This window comes from Streptococcus mitis (assembly GCF_003942765.1).
In the GTDB taxonomy this organism is placed as follows: Bacteria; Bacillota; Bacilli; order Lactobacillales; family Streptococcaceae; genus Streptococcus; species Streptococcus mitis_BE.
The window spans coordinates 597,008-613,876 of the sequence record NZ_RJNW01000001.1; the positions used below are offsets into that span (position 1 = coordinate 597,008).

Here is a 16,869-nt window from a genome sequence, read left to right on the forward strand (position 1 = left end):
AAGCTAAATTATGACAATCTCTCTTCTAATTTGAAATCAATTGGCAGAGTTGCTAGAAACCGTTCCAATTGTTTTTCCCAGTAGTACCATTCGTGAGTTCCAGCACTATGGCTATAGGTCACATCAAAACCTAATTTTTTGAGATTTTTCACTGCTAGATTATTGGCTTCATACAAGAAATCCTGCTCGCCACACCAAGCCCAAAGCTTGGTCTTTTTATCCGATTTTTTAGCCAGACTTTCTAGAGAATAGGGACTAGTTGTCCAGTCTTTAATTTCTCCAAACACACCCCTCCAATAAGCTGGTGTTCCCAAATCTTGGCTTTCAGGAGAAAAATCTTGAAAACTAAGGGCACCTGAAAAACTAGCTGCGTGAGAAAAACGATTTGTAGCAAGAGCCAGTTTGAAGCAGCCATAGCCTCCCATAGAAAGACCAGCGATAAAGGTCTTTTCACGCTTGCTGGTCATGTTAGGGAAGAAGCGTTTTAGAACCTGTGGCAATTCCTCTGCTAGAGCTGTGTAATAGTCAAAACCATACTGAGTATCGGTATACCAACCATTGCTAGTATTGGGCATGACAACGATGAGATTGGTTCCTCGAAGCAAGCGTTCTACGTTGGTACGCTTGAGCCAGCTATTATGATTACCAGACATCCCGTGCAATAGGTACAAGACTGGAATATCTTTACAATCTGGTTCTTCCACTCGATTAGCATCAGGATAGAGGACATTCACTCCCCACTCCATATCCAAAACTTGTGAGTAATACTCGATTTTCATTACTGCCATAATTTTTTCCTCTATTTTTCTATAAGAAAAAGCCGAAATTCGACTTTCTCTCTATTTATTTCAACAATTATTTTGCTTCCATGACTACTGGTAAAATGGCTGGACGACGCTTAGTCTGGTCAAAGAGATACTTGGTCAGATTATCACGAACCTTACCTTTAAGATCTGCCCAGTCAAAGTCATCTCCTTGAAGATAGTCTTCTACCGTTTGGTTAATCAATTCTGAACTTTCACGGAGAATATCGCGACTCTTCTTGAGATAAACAAATCCACGCGTGTGAACACGAGCCTTGGCCACAATTTTCTTCTCACGACGGTTAACGGTGATTGCTACGATAAAAATACCGTCCTCTGACAAGACCTTACGATCACGAAGAACTACATTTCCAACATCACCGATAGCATTTCCGTCAATCAAGACATCCCCTGCTGAAACCGCGCCAGCTGGGACAAAGTCTCCATTCTCATAAGCCATGCTGGTTCCCTTTTTAGGGATGAAAATGCGTTCTGGCAACATACCTACTGCCATAGCAGCCTTAGCATGAGCATCCAACTCGCGGTATTCCCCTTGAATCGGGAAGAGATACTTGGGTTGCAAGAGATTGATCATCAACTGCAAATCACGCGCATTTCCGTGCCCTGACACACGCAAGCTTTGAGTAATCAGTTTGACAACTCCACCAGCTTGGTAAATCATGTTTTCCACACGCGCCATGACTGCTTCTTTGGCGATAGACGGAGTCGTTACGATATAAACTAGGTCACCGTCCTTGATTTCCACATAACGGTGGCGACCAATCGACATCTTACGAAGACCGTTGATAGGCTCACCCATACGACCTGTCTCAAGGATAATCAACTCACGGTCTTCAAAACGAGACATATCTTTTGGCTTAATCAAAAGACTCTCGTTAGCTAGAGACAATTTCTTAAGGCGAATAGCAGTGCGGACAATATTTTCAATATCAAATCCCGTCAAGACCACACGACGGCCTGTTGCATCCGCAGCGTCAAATACCTGCTGGATACGAGAGAGGTTGCTGGCTACTGCTGCAACGATGATACGACCATCCCAGTCCGAAATGGTTTGAGTGATCTCGTCCCCAACTTCACTTTCGCTAGCCACTTGGATATTGCTATCTGCATTGGCTGAATCGCTAAGAAGAGCTAGAACTCCATCACGACCGATTTCTGCCAAACGAGCGAAGTCTGTGGCATAAGATTCACTAGCTGTCTGGTCAAATTTGAAGTCACCTGTATAAACGATACTACCTTCAGCTGTCTTCAAGACAACCCCCAGACTTTCTGGGATAGAGTGTGTCGTACGGAAAAAGGACACCACAGTCCCTCCAAAATCAATCTCCGTATCCTCATCGATAACATGGAAATCATTGAATTTCTTAACTGTATCATTTCCTTTGACAAAAAGTTTTGCCAACTCAATGGTCAACTCAGAGCCAAATACAGGGACCTTGGCTTCAGCCAAGAGATATGGCAGAGCACCAATGGCATCCGCATGGCCGTGGGTCAAGAAGACCCCAGCGATACGATCGCTATTTTCAAAAAGGTAGTCCATATTGGGAATGACCACATCCACCCCTAGTTGTTCATTTTCAGGGTATTTTAGACCTGCATCCAAAACGAAAATAGACCCATCGATTTCAGCGATATACATATTTTTCCCATTTTCACGTACACCACCAAGTGTTGTTAAACTGATATTACTCATTTTTCCTCCGAAAGCTTAGTTTTTCTTGATTATAGGGTTGCTTGCCCTTTTATTCTAAAAGTACTACTTTTAGCCGAATCTTTTCCTACCATTATACCATTTTTTTGATGATTTTCAAAATGAAGATTTGTTTTCAAAAAAGAGCTGGTTGCCCAACTCTTTCCTATATGCTATTCTTTTTTCATTAAAAAGTCATAAATTTCTTGCACGGTACCCAGCGCCATCATTTCTTGGTCTTTGACGGTTTGTTTGAGATTTTGGTAAATCTGACTTTCTCCGATTTCCCGCTTTGGTGCCTCTTTATTGACTGTCATGACACCATCTTTGATCGTCACAAAGCCTAGCTCTTCAAATACTTGAATCATCTTGACCAGCAAGATTTGCTGGATATTAAGATAAGCTGCCAAATCTTTCAGCTTGTAACGAATATCAAACTCTGGGAACTGGTAGATGGTCTTGTACAATTTGGCAAATTGCTCTCTAGTCCCATATCCTGTTAGATAGTAGGCCTTGTCAATATCATTTTTGAAATATACCGCAGAGAAATTCTGTTCCTGAAAAATAGTTTTAAGTAAGGTAATATCCTCAGGAATGGTTTTTACAACCACAGCATCACTATTTACTAGATTGGGCTCTTCCCCAGCAAAATCCAAGACTGGAACCCCTTCTGGCAAGACTGCATTCTTCCCACGGATGTTAAAAAGTTGAACACCTTCCACACGTGCATCCACCATCATCAACTGCAGGGCAGTTTGGCCATTCCATTGGTTGACAGACAATTTGACTGCCAGCTCTAGATTCTTGGTTTGAGAAAACTCTGTCGCCCATCTGCCTTGGCCAAAGGCCACCACTTCAAAACTCGCCTCACCTTTAGAAATTTTCAACTTAAGATGAGCATTGCCTGCCCCCATAGTACGAGCACTTTCGACCTGAAAATCCTTTATATAAAAGACAGGTTTCTGATTGTCCATGCCAAAAGGTGCCAAGCGTTCAAAACTTTTGACCGTTTCCAAGCTAAGTGTCTCCAAATCAAGTTCTTCATCTAAATTTAACTTGTTCTTGCCAGCAGCATCTGCGCCTTTTTCACGAACATAATCTTCCAAGACTTGAGATAAATCTGAGAGTTTCTCCACTTCCAGCGTCATCCCAGCTGCACCAGCATGGCCGCCAAAGGCTATAAAGAGGTCACGATGGGGATCTAGAGCTTCAAAAATATCGACTGCTTCCACACTTCGAGCACTACCCTTGGCACGACCGTCCTCTATATTAAGAATAATAACTGTCTGCCCTAGCTCTTCCAACAAACGACCAGCCACGATTCCTAGAACTCCAGGATTCCAGCCTTCCTTAGCCAAGACTTGGACCTTCTTCTCAGGGTCCACCATGGTCTTAGCTTCTTCATAGATAGACTGGACGATTTCCTTGCGCTCTTCGTTTTTCTGATGAATCATGAGAGCAATCTCATGCGCTTCCTCATCATCAAATCCAGTCAACAAATCAATTGCTGGATTGGGATCATCCAAGCGCCCCAAGGCATTCAAACGAGGGGCAATCTGAAAACCAACCGTTTCTTCTGTCACTTCGTTAGCAGCAATCCCAGCCATGTCCAGCATTTCTTGTAAACCAATGCGCTGAGTATGTCCCAACATTTCCAGACCATATTGAACCAAGATACGGTTTTCATCTGTCAAACTCACCATATCTGCAATAGTTCCGATAGCGACCAAATCAAGCAATTCCACTTGCACTTCTTCTAACAGGGCACAAGCCAACTTGAAAGCCACTCCACAACCAGCCAAATATTTGAAAGGATAGTCCGCATCTGGATGTTCAGGATGGACAATAGCATAGGCATCTGGTAAGGTTTCAGGCATGGAATGGTGATCTGTGACAATGACATCCACTCCCATAGACTGGGCCAGTTCAATGGCCTCATGACCAGCAACTCCATTATCCACCGTCACAATCAAGGAAATTCCTTCTTGCTCGATAAAATATTTGTAAACACTGGCATTAGGTCCATAGCCATCAGTAAAACGATTGGGAAGATAAACCCGGCACTCGGCACCAAGCTGTTCCAAACTTTCCTTAACAATCGAAGCCGAAGTCATACCATCCGCATCATAATCACCGTAAACGAGGATATTTTCCCCTTCTTCAATGGCCTGACGAATCCGTTCTACTGCCTTGTCCATATCATGGAGCAGATAAGGGTCGTGCAAGTCCTCCAAGGAAGGTTCTAAAAACTTCTTCAGACTTTCTTGGTTCTGAATCCCTCTTTCAAATAATAACCGAGCCACCTCAGGACCCAGTCCAGCCTTCTTGGCTATCTTTGTAAAATCCGCATCTTCTACCTGCGGGGCAAACTGCCATTCATAAGTAGGTGTTATCAAAAAGACATCCACTCTTTCTAAGAATTCTATTGCTTCATTATAACATGATTTAGGCTTTTTCTCTATCCTGATTGCTTTCTACAAAAATTTTACTAATTTTTTTCTGATATGATTTGACAAGAAAAATCTTTTGGTGTAGAATCATGTTATAAAATCTAACACAAAGGAGATTCCTTATGGCTTTAGTAGAATTTGAACACGTCGAAAAATATTACGGAGACTACCACGCGCTCCGCGACATCAATCTCCGTTTTGAAAAAGGGCAAGTCGTTGTCCTACTCGGACCATCTGGTTCTGGGAAATCCACTCTTATCCGTACCATCAATGGTTTAGAGGCTGTCGACAAGGGAAGTCTTCTAGTCAATGGTCACCAGGTTGCTGGTGCCAGCCAGAAAGATTTGGTACCTCTTCGTAAGGAAGTCGGCATGGTTTTCCAGCATTTCAACCTCTATCCGCACAAAACAGTGTTAGAAAACGTAACACTAGCACCCATAAAAGTTCTAGGAATTGATAAAAATGAAGCTGAAAAAACAGCCCAAAAATATCTGGAATTTGTAAATATGTGGGACAAGAAAGATTCTTATCCAGCCATGCTATCTGGTGGCCAAAAACAACGGATTGCCATCGCTCGTGGTCTTGCCATGCATCCGGAACTCCTCCTCTTTGATGAGCCAACATCTGCCCTAGACCCTGAAACCATCGGAGACGTTCTGGCAGTTATGCAAAAATTGGCCCACGATGGTATGAATATGATTGTCGTTACCCATGAAATGGGCTTTGCCCGTGAAGTTGCGGACCGCATCATCTTTATGGCTGACGGAGAAGTTTTGGTAGATACGACAGATGTTGATGACTTTTTCGACAATCCAAGCGAACCTCGTGCCCAACAATTCCTCAGCAAAATCATCAACCACGAAAGTGACAAAGTCAAATAAGGAGGCGCCTATGAAAAAGAAATTCTTTTTATCCGCATTATTGATTAGCCTTTTCGGCCTTGCTGCTGCAAAACCAGTTCAGGCTGATACCAGTGTCGCAGACATTCAAAAGAGAGGCGAGCTGGTTGTCGGTGTGAAACAAGATGTTCCCAATTTCGGTTATAAGAATCCTAAGACTGGGACCTATTCCGGTATCGAAACCGACTTGGCCAAAATGGTAGCTGATGAGCTCAAGGTCAAGGTTCGCTATGTACCTGTTACCGCACAAACTCGTGGCCCCCTTCTAGACAATGAACAGGTCGATATGGATATCGCAACCTTTACTATCACGGATGAACGCAAAAAACTCTACAACTTCACCAGCCCTTACTACACAGATGCCTCTGGCTTTTTGGTCAATAAGTCTGCCAAAATCAAAAGCATTGAGGACTTAAACGGAAAAACCATCGGAGTTGCCCAAGGTTCCATTACCCAACGCCTGATTACCGAACTGGGTAAAAAGAAAGGCCTGACCTTTAAATTCGTCGAACTTGGTTCCTACCCAGAATTGATTACTTCCCTACACGCTCATCGTATCGATGCCTTTTCCGTTGACCGCTCGATTCTGTCTGGCTACATCAGCAAGCGCACAGAACTACTAGATGATAGTTTCAAGCCATCTGACTACGGTATCGTCACCAAGAAATCAAATACCGAGCTCAACGACTATCTCGATAACTTGGTCACCAAATGGAGCAAGGATGGCAGTTTGCAAAAACTCTATGACCGTTACAAGCTGAAACCATCCAGCCATACTGCAGATTAAGGAGGACACCCCATGACAGATTTATCATCTTGGACTGCCTATTTTCAGGATTTTGGACAATTTTTCAATGGTTTCCTCTTCACTCTTGCCCTAGCAATCGGATCCTTTATCCTCGCCATGGTTTTGGGCATCTTCTTTGGAGCCATGTCAACCAGCAAACGTCCTATTTTGCGTATTTTAGCTCGCATCTTTGTGGAGTTTTACCAAAACACTCCCCTCTTGGTGCAGTTTGTTATCGTTTTTTATGGCCTACCTCTTGTCAGTGACCATATCATCATGATTCCGATTTATTGGACAGCTGTTATCTGCGTGGGTCTCTATCACGGTGCCTATATCGCTGAGGTTATTCGCTCAGGGATTCAGTCTATTCCTAGCGGTCAGATGGAGGCCGCCTTGTCGCAAGGTTTTACCTATATCAGTGCCATGCGCTTGATTATCTTGCCTCAGGCTTTCCGTATTATTCTCCCTCCTTTGACCAACCAAATTGTCAACCTCATCAAGAATACCTCCACAGTCGCTATCATTTCTGGTGTAGACTTGATGTTTGTGACCAAGTCCTGGTCAGCTCTTAACGGAAACTATATCCCAGCCTTTCTAGGTGCTGCCCTTCTCTACTTTTCTCTATGCTTCCCTGTTGCCCAGTTTGGGCGCAAAATGGAGCAAGCCAACAAAAAAGCCTATTCACTTTAGGAGGTTACTATGGAATCCATTTTAGAAGTTTTGACCCCAGATAACCTAATCTTTATCTTTAAAGGATTTGGCTTGACCCTCTACATTTCTCTGATTGCCATCGTCCTCGCTACACTTATCGGTACAGTTCTAGCAGTCATGAGAAATGGGAAAAATCCTATCTTGCGCATCATTTCCAGCATTTACATCGAGTTTGTGCGCAACGTTCCCAACCTCCTCTGGATTTTTACTATCTTTTTGGTTTTCAAGATGAAGTCCACTCCAGCAGGAATCACTGCCTTTACCCTTTTTACCTCAGCAGCCTTAGCTGAGATTATCCGAGGCGGTCTCAATGCTGTGGACAAGGGACAATACGAAGCAGGAATGTCGCAAGGATTCACCTCAGCCCAAATCCTCTACCACATCATTCTCCCACAAGCTATTCGTAAAATGCTACCAGCCATCATTTCTCAGTTTGTTACCGTGATTAAGGATACCAGTCTTCTCTACTCTGTTATCGCCCTACAAGAACTTTTTGGAGCCAGCCAAATTCTCATGGGCCGTTATTTCGAACCAGAGCAAGTGTTTAGCCTTTATATCCTGATTGCCCTCATCTACTTCAGCTTTAACCTAGCCATTTCTAGCCTATCTCATATGCTAGCAAAACGTTGGCAACAAGCTGCAGAATAATACTCTTCGAAAATCAAATTCAAACCACGTCAGCTTCACCTTGCCGTACTCAAGTACAGCCTGCGTCTAGCTTCCTAGTTTGCTCTTTGATTTTCATTGAGTATAAACAGCCACTCTCCAGTTCAATTGGAGAGTTTTTTTATGATAGTAAACATTTATAGATCTCAATTTGACACCATACTTTTTCTATGATAAAATGTAACAAATTTGTTTACAACAAATCAAAATCTAAATGAAATGGAATTTTCTATGAAATCAATCAAAGGACTACTCTTTATCATAGCTAGTTTTATCTTGACTCTTTTTGCTTGGATGAACACTTCTCCCCAATTCATGATTCCAGGACTAGCTTTAACAAGCCTATCTCTGACTTTTATCCTAGCCACTCGTCTCCCCCTACTAGAAAGCTGGTTTCACGGTTTGGAGAAGATCTACACCGTCCACAAATTCACAGCCTTTCTATCCGTCATCCTACTCATCTTTCATAACTTTAGTATGGGCGGTTTGTGGGGATCTCGTTTAGCTGCTCAGTTTGGCAATCTTGCCATCTATATCTTTGTCAGCATCATCCTCGTCGCCTATTTAGGCAAATACATCCAATACGAAGCTTGGAGATGGATTCACCGCCTGGTTTACCTAGCTTATATTTTCGGACTCTTTCATGTCTACATGATCATGGGCAATCGTCTTCTCACATTTAATCTTCTAAGTTTTCTTGTTGGTAGCTATGCCCTTTTAGGCTTACTAGCTGGTTTTTATATCATTTTTCTATATCAAAAGATTGGCTTCCCCTATCTAGGGAAAATTACCAATCTCAAACTCTTAAATCACGATACTATAGAAATTCAAATCCATCTTAGCAGACCTTTCAACTATCAATCAGGACAATTTGCCTTCCTAAAGATTTTCCAAGAAGGCTTTGAAAGTGCTCCGCATCCCTTTTCTATCTCAGGAGGTCACGGTCAAACTCTTTACTTTACTGTCAAAAATTCAGGTGACCATACCAAGAATATCTATGACAATCTTCAAGTCGGCAGCAAAGTAAGCGTAGATAGAGCTTACGGACACATGATCATAGAAGAAGGACGAGAAAATCAGGTTTGGATTGCTGGAGGCATTGGGATTACCCCCTTCATCTCTTACATCCGTGAACTTCCTATTTTGGATAAACAGGTTCACTTCTACTATAGCTTCCGTGGAGAGGAAAATGCAGTCTACCTGGATTTGCTCCGTGACTATGCTCAGAAAAACCCTAATTTTGAACTCCATCTAGTAGATAGTAGGAAAGACGGCTATCTTAATTTTGAGCAAGAAGAAGTGCCCGAACATGCAACCGTCTATATGTGTGGTCCTCTTTCTATGATGAAGTTACTTGCCAAACAGATTAAGAAACAAAATCCAAAAGCAGAGCTTATTTACGAAGGATTCAAGTTCAAATAACCACTCATACTCTCCTGGAATTTCCCAGGAGTTTTTTCTACGCAATCTCAAAAAACACTGCCAGATTTCTAGCAGTGTTTTGAGTTTCATTTGCAGGCATCTATCCCTCTTAATCCTTCATCTGACTCTCTGCGTCGGCCACGACTTGCTCTAAGCTAGTCTGACCAAGCTCTGCCTCCATAGCCAGCTGGATTCTCTCCAATTTTTGATCCAAAACATCATGAATATGGGCTCCAACTGGGCAATTTGGATTTGGATTGTCATGAAAACTGAAGAGTTGACCAGTCTTACCTAGACACTCAACAGCCTGATAAACATCTAATAGACTAATGTCTTTGAGATCCTTGACAATCTCTGTTCCGCCTGTTCCGCGCGCTACTGAAATCAGCTCTGCCTTCTTCAACTGGGACAAGGTCTTTCTGATAATGACTGGATTGACCCCGACACTAGCAGCCAGAAAATCACTGGTCACCTTGCTTTCCTTTCCCTTGAGGGCAATGATTATCAGCATATGAGTCGCAATGGTAAATCTACTTGGAATTTGCATCCTCTTCTCCTTTTTACGAGGCTACCCTGCCTCTACTCTTCTTTTTCTATTATTATACCCTTTTTAGTTGTAATGTCAATCGTTACCACTTTTCAACCAGGCATCTAACTCCCTATCGTAGCCCTCTTGCTGGGCCAATTCTCTCAAAAATTCCTGATGATGAGTATGGTGGATACCATTGACCAGACTTTCATAATAAACCTCAAAATAGGGAAGTTTGAGGTCTTTAGCCAACTGCAATTCAGCTGCCACATCGTAGTCTACCCGTCGGAAGTCCATATCTACCAAGCCCTTATCATCGAACTCCAAAACCATATACTGGGCTCGCAAGTCCTTCCGCAAATGGGTATCTAGAAAGAAAGGTTGCCCAATCGAACCTGGATTGACAATCAATTGCCCACCAGTCCCGTAACGAAGCAACTGCTGATGAATATGACCATATACAGCGATATCACAAGGTGGATTGGTCACCAAGCGGTCAAAATCCTCTTGCGCTCCAGTATGAATCAACTCTCTCCCCCAGTTCTTATCAGGAAGATGGTGGCTAATTCCTACCGTCAAATCCCCAAACTGACGATGAATCTGTAGAGGTTGATTGTGGAGCAGTTCAATTTCTTCTAGGGAAATTTCCTCTAAAACATACTGGCACTGGCGCAAGAGATAGCGTTGACTGGGACGAGTACTATCCAATTCCTTACGGACACCATGCCAAAGACTGTCTTCCCAGTTTCCCAAAACTCTAGCCGTAATCGGTAGTTGAGCCAACAAGTCCAAAATTCTTCTACGCCCTGTCCCTGGCATGAGAATGTCTCCCAAAAGCCAGTATTCATCCACTCCTAGCTGCCGAGCATCTGCCAAAACAGCCTCCAAGGCGGTGGTATTTCCATGAATATCTGAAAGAAGAGCTATTTTTGTCATTCTTTCTCCTCATTTCCTCTTATATATCTTTTTAATATTATAACAAAAAATACTGTTTAATAGTCACCTTTAACCCACTCTTACTAAATCCAGAACACTACTTTTATCAAGGTAAAAACTTATCAAAAAGATTATTTTACATTACTCCTAACAAAGCATAGCAAGCACTTTTTCAATGAAGAAAATTCAAAAAAATCTACAAATATCTTGAAAATTTTCACAATCATGCTATAATAATCCATAGAGACAAGTCACTTAGTCCCTTTCTACTAGAGAGTGCGTGGTTGCTGGAAACGCATAGAAAGCCTATACTGATACTACTCTACTGACTTTTATGCAAACATAAAACGGTGGCCACGTTAGAGCCAATCAGAGGTGTCCCTCTTTTTTGAGGAACATAAATGAAGGTGGAACCACGTTGCGACGTCCTTTTGAGGATGTCGCTTTTTGTTTTTCTAGCTTTCACAATTCTCTATCCCTGTTTTCAGAATAGGGTTAACACATTCGTCAATAATATAAGTAAGGAGAACATCATGATTAACATTACTTTCCCAGATGGCGCTGTTCGTGAATTCGAATCTGGCGTTACTACTTTTGAAATTGCCCAATCTATCAGCAATTCCCTAGCAAAAAAAGCCTTGGCTGGTAAATTTAACGGCAAACTCATCGACACTACTCGTGCTATCACTGAAGATGGAAGCATCGAAATTGTGACACCTGACCACGAAGATGCCCTTCCAATCTTGCGTCACTCAGCCGCTCACTTGTTTGCCCAAGCAGCTCGTCGTCTTTTCCCAGACATTCACTTGGGTGTTGGTCCAGCCATCGAGGACGGCTTCTACTACGATACTGACAACACAGCTGGTCAAATCTCTAACGAAGACCTTCCTCGTATCGAAGAAGAAATGCAAAAAATTGTCAAAGAAAACTTCCCATCAATTCGTGAAGAAGTGACTAAAGACGAGGCACGTGAAATCTTTAAAAACGACCCTTACAAGTTGGAATTGATTGAAGAACACTCAGAAGACGAAGGCGGTTTGACTATCTATCGTCAGGGTGAATATGTAGACCTTTGCCGTGGCCCACACGTCCCTTCAACAGGCCGTATCCAAATCTTCCACCTTCTCCATGTAGCAGGTGCTTACTGGCGTGGAAATAGCGACAACGCTATGATGCAACGTATCTACGGTACAGCTTGGTTTGACAAAAAAGACTTGAAAAACTACCTTCAAATGCGTGAAGAAGCTAAGGAACGTGACCACCGTAAACTTGGTAAAGAGCTTGATCTCTTCATGATTTCTCAAGAGGTTGGTCAAGGACTTCCATTCTGGTTGCCAAATGGTGCGACTATCCGTCGTGAATTGGAACGCTACATCGTAGACAAAGAGTTGGCTTCTGGCTACCAACACGTATACACTCCACCACTTGCTTCTGTTGAACTTTACAAGACTTCTGGTCACTGGGATCATTACCAAGAAGACATGTTCCCAACTATGGACATGGGTGACGGGGAAGAATTTGTCCTTCGTCCAATGAACTGTCCACACCACATTCAAGTCTTCAAACACCATGTTCACTCATACCGCGAATTGCCAATCCGTATCGCTGAAATCGGTATGATGCACCGTTACGAAAAATCTGGTTCCCTCACTGGTCTTCAACGTGTGCGTGAAATGTCTCTCAACGACGGTCACCTCTTTGTAACTCCAGAACAAATCCAAGAGGAATTCCAACGTGCCCTTCAGTTGATTATCGATGTTTATGAAGACTTCAACTTGACTGAATACCGCTTCCGCCTCTCTCTTCGCGATCCTCAAGATACTCACAAGTACTTTGACAACGATGAGATGTGGGAAAATGCCCAAACCATGCTTCGTGCAGCCCTTGATGAAATGGGTGTGGACTACTTTGAAGCCGAAGGTGAAGCAGCCTTCTACGGACCAAAATTGGATATTCAAGTTAAGACAGCCCTTGGAAAAGAAGAAACTCTTTCTACTATCCAACTTGACTTCTTGCTTCCAGAACGCTTCGACCTTAAATACATCGGAGCTGATGGCGAAGAGCACCGTCCAGTTATGATCCACCGTGGCGTTATCTCAACTATGGAACGCTTCACAGCTATCTTGATTGAAAACTACAAGGGTGCCTTCCCAACATGGCTTGCACCACACCAAGTAACCCTCATCCCAGTTTCTAACGAGAAACACGTGGACTACGCTTGGGAAGTGGCTAAGAAACTCCGTGACCGCGGTGTCCGTGCAGACGTAGATGAGCGCAATGAAAAAATGCAGTTCAAGATCCGTGCTTCACAAACAAGCAAGATTCCTTACCAATTGATCGTTGGGGACAAAGAAATGGAAGACGGAACAGTCAATGTTCGTCGCTACGGCCAAAAAGAAACACAAACTATCTCAGTCGATGACTTTGTTCAAGCTATCCTAGCTGATATCGCCAACAAATCACGCGTTGAGAAATAATAGATAAAACCTGGGATAAAATCCTAGCTACCTAAAAAGCAACAACTGAAACAGCTGTTGCTTTTTATATTTTTACTCAATGAAAATCAAAAAGCAAACTAGGAAGCTAGCCGCAAGCTGTACTTGAGTACGGTAAGGCGACGCTGACGTGGTTTGAAGAGATTTTCGAAGAGTATTATTTAATCCGAGCTAGTAGTGATTGACCAAACCACCACACAAGATTTGCTTTCATGAGTTAGATAAGGTCAATATCCTCAATCCTTGTCTGCTTCATTTTCTTTTACGAGATCTTTTTGTGAATCTTTTTCAGAGAGTTTTTGATCAATATACTTGTCAATGTTTTCATAAAATTCCTTGGTCGCTTCACTATCTAATGTTGGCGAGTTCTGAACTTGATTCACTTTCAATTGAACAGATTGAATACCGTAAGAGGCTTGTTTTTGGTGGAGTGTTTCTAATTCTTCTTCTGAAATCGGATCTCCAACAACCGTCAAGACCAATTCATTGTTACTTGACTTGTAGACTTGATTAATAACCGTATAATTGGCGAACTCTTTTCCTACAAACTGTTTGATCCCTTCTTTGCGCGCTTGTTCTATTGTCAGAGTAACTGCCGAATAGCTAGCTGGAAGAATCAACAATACAATCAAAGATATCAAGCCAATTCTCATTTTAATGCTCAGCTCTTTAAATGAAGTTAAAGGAGATTTTCTCATCAAAATTCTTGTTCCAACAATGTTGGCTAGCATGATAAAGACACAGTTGATCAAGAAAAGATAGAGAGCCCCCAATAAAAATCGTACATTCCCATTAGCTAAACCATAGCCAGCAGTACAGATAGGCGGCATCAGAGCTGTAGCAATGGCTACTCCTGGCACGATATTGTTTGCTTCTTTTTTCCTTGAACCGATCACACCAGCAATCCCACCAGCAATAGCAATGAGGACATCCCAAATGGTTGGAGAGGTTCGTGCAATCAACTCTCTACTTGCATAAGACAAGGGAGAAATCCAGAAATACAGAGTCGAGACAAGCAAACTGACCAACACTTGAGTCAATAAAACCTCTAGAGATTGCTTGATTAAACGCGTATCAAAAATAGCTAAACCGAATCCCAGTCCAACAATCGGTGTCATGAGAGGTGAAATCAACATGGCTCCTATAATGACAGCTGTTGAATTCATATTTAGTCCGATAGAGGCAATAAAAATTGCACACATCAAAATCGCTGTATCTCTCAATCGGACATGAAGATCATCATATAATTTCTCACGGTATTCACGTGTTGAATAGTTTCCGGTCATTGGTTACTCCTTTTATTTCATATAATCTTGTTTCTGCATGGATGAAGGTAGAGAGACTTCTGTCCAATCTTACATATTTTTCTTCTCACCTGTTATTCTTTTGAACATTATCTTTTAAATATCCGTCAGTCCATCCTTAACATTATATCAAAAATTTTACAGTCTTTCTCTGACGAAATCTATCAATTGAACAGATATATAAAGAAATTTTTGTTTCCTTATCCAAAGAACAAAAGACTGCATCTCTTATAAAAGAAGATGCAGTTTAATAAATAAGCGTGATGAGTTTGTTTGACAACCCATTGCTCCATTTTGATTTTTTCAACCGAAAACGCCCAAGCAAATAATTTACTAGGATACACAGTTAAAGATAAAAAAGCCCAGTTGTCTTATCCTGGGCTCTTATCTATCATGCTCACTCAATTATCAGATTCATATCGGAAAACTTAATTCTTACTATCGTTCCTTTTCCAACCTCAGACTCGATACGAATCTGGTGACCTAGTTCTTCAGAAATTTTCTTAGATAGATAGAGGCCAAGTCCAGATGACTGCTGAGTTAGGCGTCCATTATATCCTGAGAAGCCACGTTCAAAGACTCGGAGGACATCACTGTTTTTTATCCCGATTCCCGTATCCTTGATACAAAGCTCTTGTCCCTCCATATAAATCTCCAGACCACCTTCCTTGGTATACTTGAGACTGTTTGAGATGATTTGCTCAATAACCACTAGCAGCCACTTTTTATCCGTCACGATTTCTTTATCAAGATCATGTAGATTGACATTTAATCCTTTTTGAATAAAGAAAAGAGCATATTTACGAATTATTTCTTTGACCAAGTCCTCAATTTGAACCTGCTTTAAGACCAAATCATCATGGAAACTTTCTAAACGCAGGTACTGTAAAACCAAGTTGGTATAGGAGTCGATCTTGAAAATTTCCTGTTCTAGCTGCTGCTTCAGTTGGCGGTCAGCTACTTCTGCAACTAAGAGTTGACTAGCTGCAATGGGTGTCTTAACCTGATGGACCCACAAGGTATAGTAATCCAGCAAATCCGTCAGTTTTCTTTCTGAATCTGACCTCTGCTGATAGAGTTCCATCTCACGCGCTTCTAATTTTTCTGCTAAAGCTATTTCCAAAGGAGATTTGGCTTCCCTCTCCCCATAGAGAATTTCCTGGCGATAGACCTGCATTTCCACCAATATGTCCCAAGTGAAAAATAAGATGGTTACAAAACAACATAGCAGGAAAAAGTAGAGAAAATAAATTCCCAAACTTGCAAATAAAAACTGAAAGAGCAAAACCAGAAACGTCAAAGAAAGCAGATAGACAAACAGACGACTACGGGAACGCAGATAGGCTAGAAAAAATTGTTTCCAATCAAGCATGCTTCAGTCCGTACCCTATCCCTTTCTTGGTCTCGATAAATCCTACCAAGCCCTGTTCTTCCAACTTTTTACGCAAACGAGCCACATTAACAGATAGGGTATTGTCATCAATGAAAAAGTCACTATTCCAAAGTTCCCGCATGAGATCGTCACGCGCTACAATATTGCCCGCATGCTCAAACAATACTCGTAAAATCTGGAATTCATTCTTGGTCAAATTCAAGACTTGCCCTTGATAATGTAAATCCATGGATTTGGTATTAAGGATAACACCAGCATATTCCAGTAAACTCTCGTCACGCCCAAACTCATAGGAACGGCGCAACAAGCCCTGAACCTTGGCTAGAAGGACCTGCTGGTCAAAAGGCTTGGTCACAAAGTCATCCGCCCCCATATTGATTGCCATGACGATATCCATAGCCTGGTCTCTCGAAGACAGAAACATGATGGGTACCTTGGAAATCTTGCGAATCTCCTGACACCAGTGATAGCCATTAAACAAGGGCAGTCCAATATCCATGAGGACCAGATGAGGTTCCGACTGGACAAAAAGACTCAAAACTTCCATAAAGTCTTCTACCAGAACCACTTCAAATCCCCATTCAGAGAGCATTTTCCCGACCTGTTGACGAATGACCTGATCATCTTCTACTAATAAAATCTTGTGCATGCGCTCCTCCTTTTCTATTATTATAACAGATTTTTCCATGTTAGAAGGTCTGAAACTGAATTTGAAAGAGCTTGTTTTTAGCCAACAAAATGAGGCAACCCTACTAGCTAATTT

General features: G+C 42.1%; 14 protein-coding genes. 6 read left to right on the forward strand and 8 right to left on the reverse strand.

Annotated elements, in window-relative coordinates:
* Positions 1-8 precede the first annotated feature (8 nt).
* From D8849_RS03225 to recJ, 3 genes are all read right to left on the reverse strand, one after another.
* Positions 9-788: an alpha/beta hydrolase gene (locus tag D8849_RS03225; RefSeq protein ID WP_049486691.1), complete on the reverse strand. Its 780-nt coding sequence runs from the start codon at positions 786-788 to the stop codon at positions 9-11.
* A 67-nt stretch (positions 789-855) separates the two neighbouring features.
* Positions 856-2,517 carry a ribonuclease J gene (locus D8849_RS03230; protein WP_084950967.1) on the reverse strand — a complete coding sequence of 554 codons (1,662 nt, stop codon included), beginning with the start codon at positions 2,515-2,517 and terminating at the stop codon, positions 856-858.
* A gap of 170 nt (positions 2,518-2,687) precedes the next feature.
* On the reverse strand, positions 2,688-4,910 hold the full coding sequence (gene recJ, locus D8849_RS03235; protein ID WP_185756198.1) for a single-stranded-DNA-specific exonuclease RecJ: 2,223 nt from the start codon (positions 4,908-4,910) through the stop codon (positions 2,688-2,690).
* Between the two features lie 176 nt (positions 4,911-5,086).
* On the opposite strand from recJ, the gene D8849_RS03240 reads away from it, so the two are divergent.
* From D8849_RS03240 to D8849_RS03260, 5 genes are all read left to right on the forward strand, one after another.
* Positions 5,087-5,845: an amino acid ABC transporter ATP-binding protein gene (locus D8849_RS03240; RefSeq protein WP_125386182.1), complete on the forward strand. Its 759-nt coding sequence runs from the start codon at positions 5,087-5,089 to the stop codon at positions 5,843-5,845.
* 10 nt (positions 5,846-5,855) lie between these two features.
* Positions 5,856-6,650, forward strand: coding sequence for a transporter substrate-binding domain-containing protein (locus tag D8849_RS03245; RefSeq protein WP_125386183.1), 795 nt, complete (start codon positions 5,856-5,858; stop codon positions 6,648-6,650).
* A gap of 12 nt (positions 6,651-6,662) precedes the next feature.
* Positions 6,663-7,340: an amino acid ABC transporter permease gene (locus D8849_RS03250; protein WP_125386184.1), complete on the forward strand. Its 678-nt coding sequence runs from the start codon at positions 6,663-6,665 to the stop codon at positions 7,338-7,340.
* Between the two features lie 9 nt (positions 7,341-7,349).
* A complete protein-coding gene (locus D8849_RS03255; protein ID WP_000443850.1) occupies positions 7,350-8,009 on the forward strand; it encodes an amino acid ABC transporter permease in 660 nt (219 codons plus the stop codon).
* A 249-nt stretch (positions 8,010-8,258) separates the two neighbouring features.
* Positions 8,259-9,449, forward strand: a complete 1,191-nt coding sequence (locus tag D8849_RS03260; RefSeq protein WP_179211365.1) for a ferredoxin reductase family protein — start codon at positions 8,259-8,261, stop codon at positions 9,447-9,449.
* A gap of 109 nt (positions 9,450-9,558) precedes the next feature.
* Here D8849_RS03260 and D8849_RS03265 read toward each other — a convergent pair whose 3' ends face one another.
* Both D8849_RS03265 and D8849_RS03270 read right to left on the reverse strand, forming a co-directional pair.
* Positions 9,559-9,996 carry an Rrf2 family transcriptional regulator gene (locus D8849_RS03265; RefSeq protein ID WP_001166795.1) on the reverse strand — a complete coding sequence of 146 codons (438 nt, stop codon included), beginning with the start codon at positions 9,994-9,996 and terminating at the stop codon, positions 9,559-9,561.
* 75 nt (positions 9,997-10,071) lie between these two features.
* Positions 10,072-10,914 (reverse strand): metallophosphoesterase family protein, encoded by an 843-nt coding sequence (locus tag D8849_RS03270; protein ID WP_070478512.1) that lies wholly within the window; start codon positions 10,912-10,914, stop codon positions 10,072-10,074.
* Between the two features lie 533 nt (positions 10,915-11,447).
* Here D8849_RS03270 and thrS point away from each other — a divergent pair.
* A complete protein-coding gene (gene thrS, locus D8849_RS03280; protein WP_125386185.1) occupies positions 11,448-13,391 on the forward strand; it encodes a threonine--tRNA ligase in 1,944 nt (647 codons plus the stop codon).
* 254 nt (positions 13,392-13,645) lie between these two features.
* Here thrS and D8849_RS03285 read toward each other — a convergent pair whose 3' ends face one another.
* The 3 genes from D8849_RS03285 to D8849_RS03300 form a co-directional block, all read right to left on the reverse strand.
* Positions 13,646-14,695, reverse strand: a complete 1,050-nt coding sequence (locus tag D8849_RS03285) for a DUF389 domain-containing protein (RefSeq protein WP_125386186.1) — start codon at positions 14,693-14,695, stop codon at positions 13,646-13,648.
* A gap of 415 nt (positions 14,696-15,110) precedes the next feature.
* Positions 15,111-16,085 (reverse strand): sensor histidine kinase, encoded by a 975-nt coding sequence (locus D8849_RS03295; protein ID WP_042750480.1) that lies wholly within the window; start codon positions 16,083-16,085, stop codon positions 15,111-15,113.
* Positions 16,078-16,755, reverse strand: a complete 678-nt coding sequence (locus D8849_RS03300) for a response regulator transcription factor (RefSeq protein WP_000548991.1) — start codon at positions 16,753-16,755, stop codon at positions 16,078-16,080. Before D8849_RS03300 ends, D8849_RS03295 begins: the two co-directional genes overlap by 8 nt.
* Positions 16,756-16,869 lie beyond the last annotated feature (114 nt).

Bases quoted from the DNA above. Each gene is read 5' to 3' on its own strand.
- D8849_RS03240 (WP_125386182.1), top strand. From the start codon at position 5,087: ATGGCTTTAGTAGAATTTGAACACGTCGAAAAATATTACGGAGACTAC.
- D8849_RS03250 (WP_125386184.1), top strand. From the start codon at position 6,663: ATGACAGATTTATCATCTTGGACTGCCTATTTTCAGGATTTTGGACAA.
- D8849_RS03285 (WP_125386186.1), bottom strand. From the start codon at position 14,695: ATGACCGGAAACTATTCAACACGTGAATACCGTGAGAAATTATATGAT.
- D8849_RS03265 (WP_001166795.1), bottom strand. From the start codon at position 9,996: ATGCAAATTCCAAGTAGATTTACCATTGCGACTCATATGCTGATAATC.
- D8849_RS03295 (WP_042750480.1), bottom strand. From the start codon at position 16,085: ATGCTTGATTGGAAACAATTTTTTCTAGCCTATCTGCGTTCCCGTAGT.
- D8849_RS03230 (WP_084950967.1), bottom strand. From the start codon at position 2,517: ATGAGTAATATCAGTTTAACAACACTTGGTGGTGTACGTGAAAATGGG.
- D8849_RS03260 (WP_179211365.1), top strand. From the start codon at position 8,259: ATGAAATCAATCAAAGGACTACTCTTTATCATAGCTAGTTTTATCTTG.
- D8849_RS03270 (WP_070478512.1), bottom strand. From the start codon at position 10,914: ATGACAAAAATAGCTCTTCTTTCAGATATTCATGGAAATACCACCGCC.
- D8849_RS03300 (WP_000548991.1), bottom strand. From the start codon at position 16,755: ATGCACAAGATTTTATTAGTAGAAGATGATCAGGTCATTCGTCAACAG.
- D8849_RS03245 (WP_125386183.1), top strand. From the start codon at position 5,856: ATGAAAAAGAAATTCTTTTTATCCGCATTATTGATTAGCCTTTTCGGC.
- thrS (WP_125386185.1), top strand. From the start codon at position 11,448: ATGATTAACATTACTTTCCCAGATGGCGCTGTTCGTGAATTCGAATCT.
- D8849_RS03255 (WP_000443850.1), top strand. From the start codon at position 7,350: ATGGAATCCATTTTAGAAGTTTTGACCCCAGATAACCTAATCTTTATC.
- D8849_RS03225 (WP_049486691.1), bottom strand. From the start codon at position 788: ATGGCAGTAATGAAAATCGAGTATTACTCACAAGTTTTGGATATGGAG.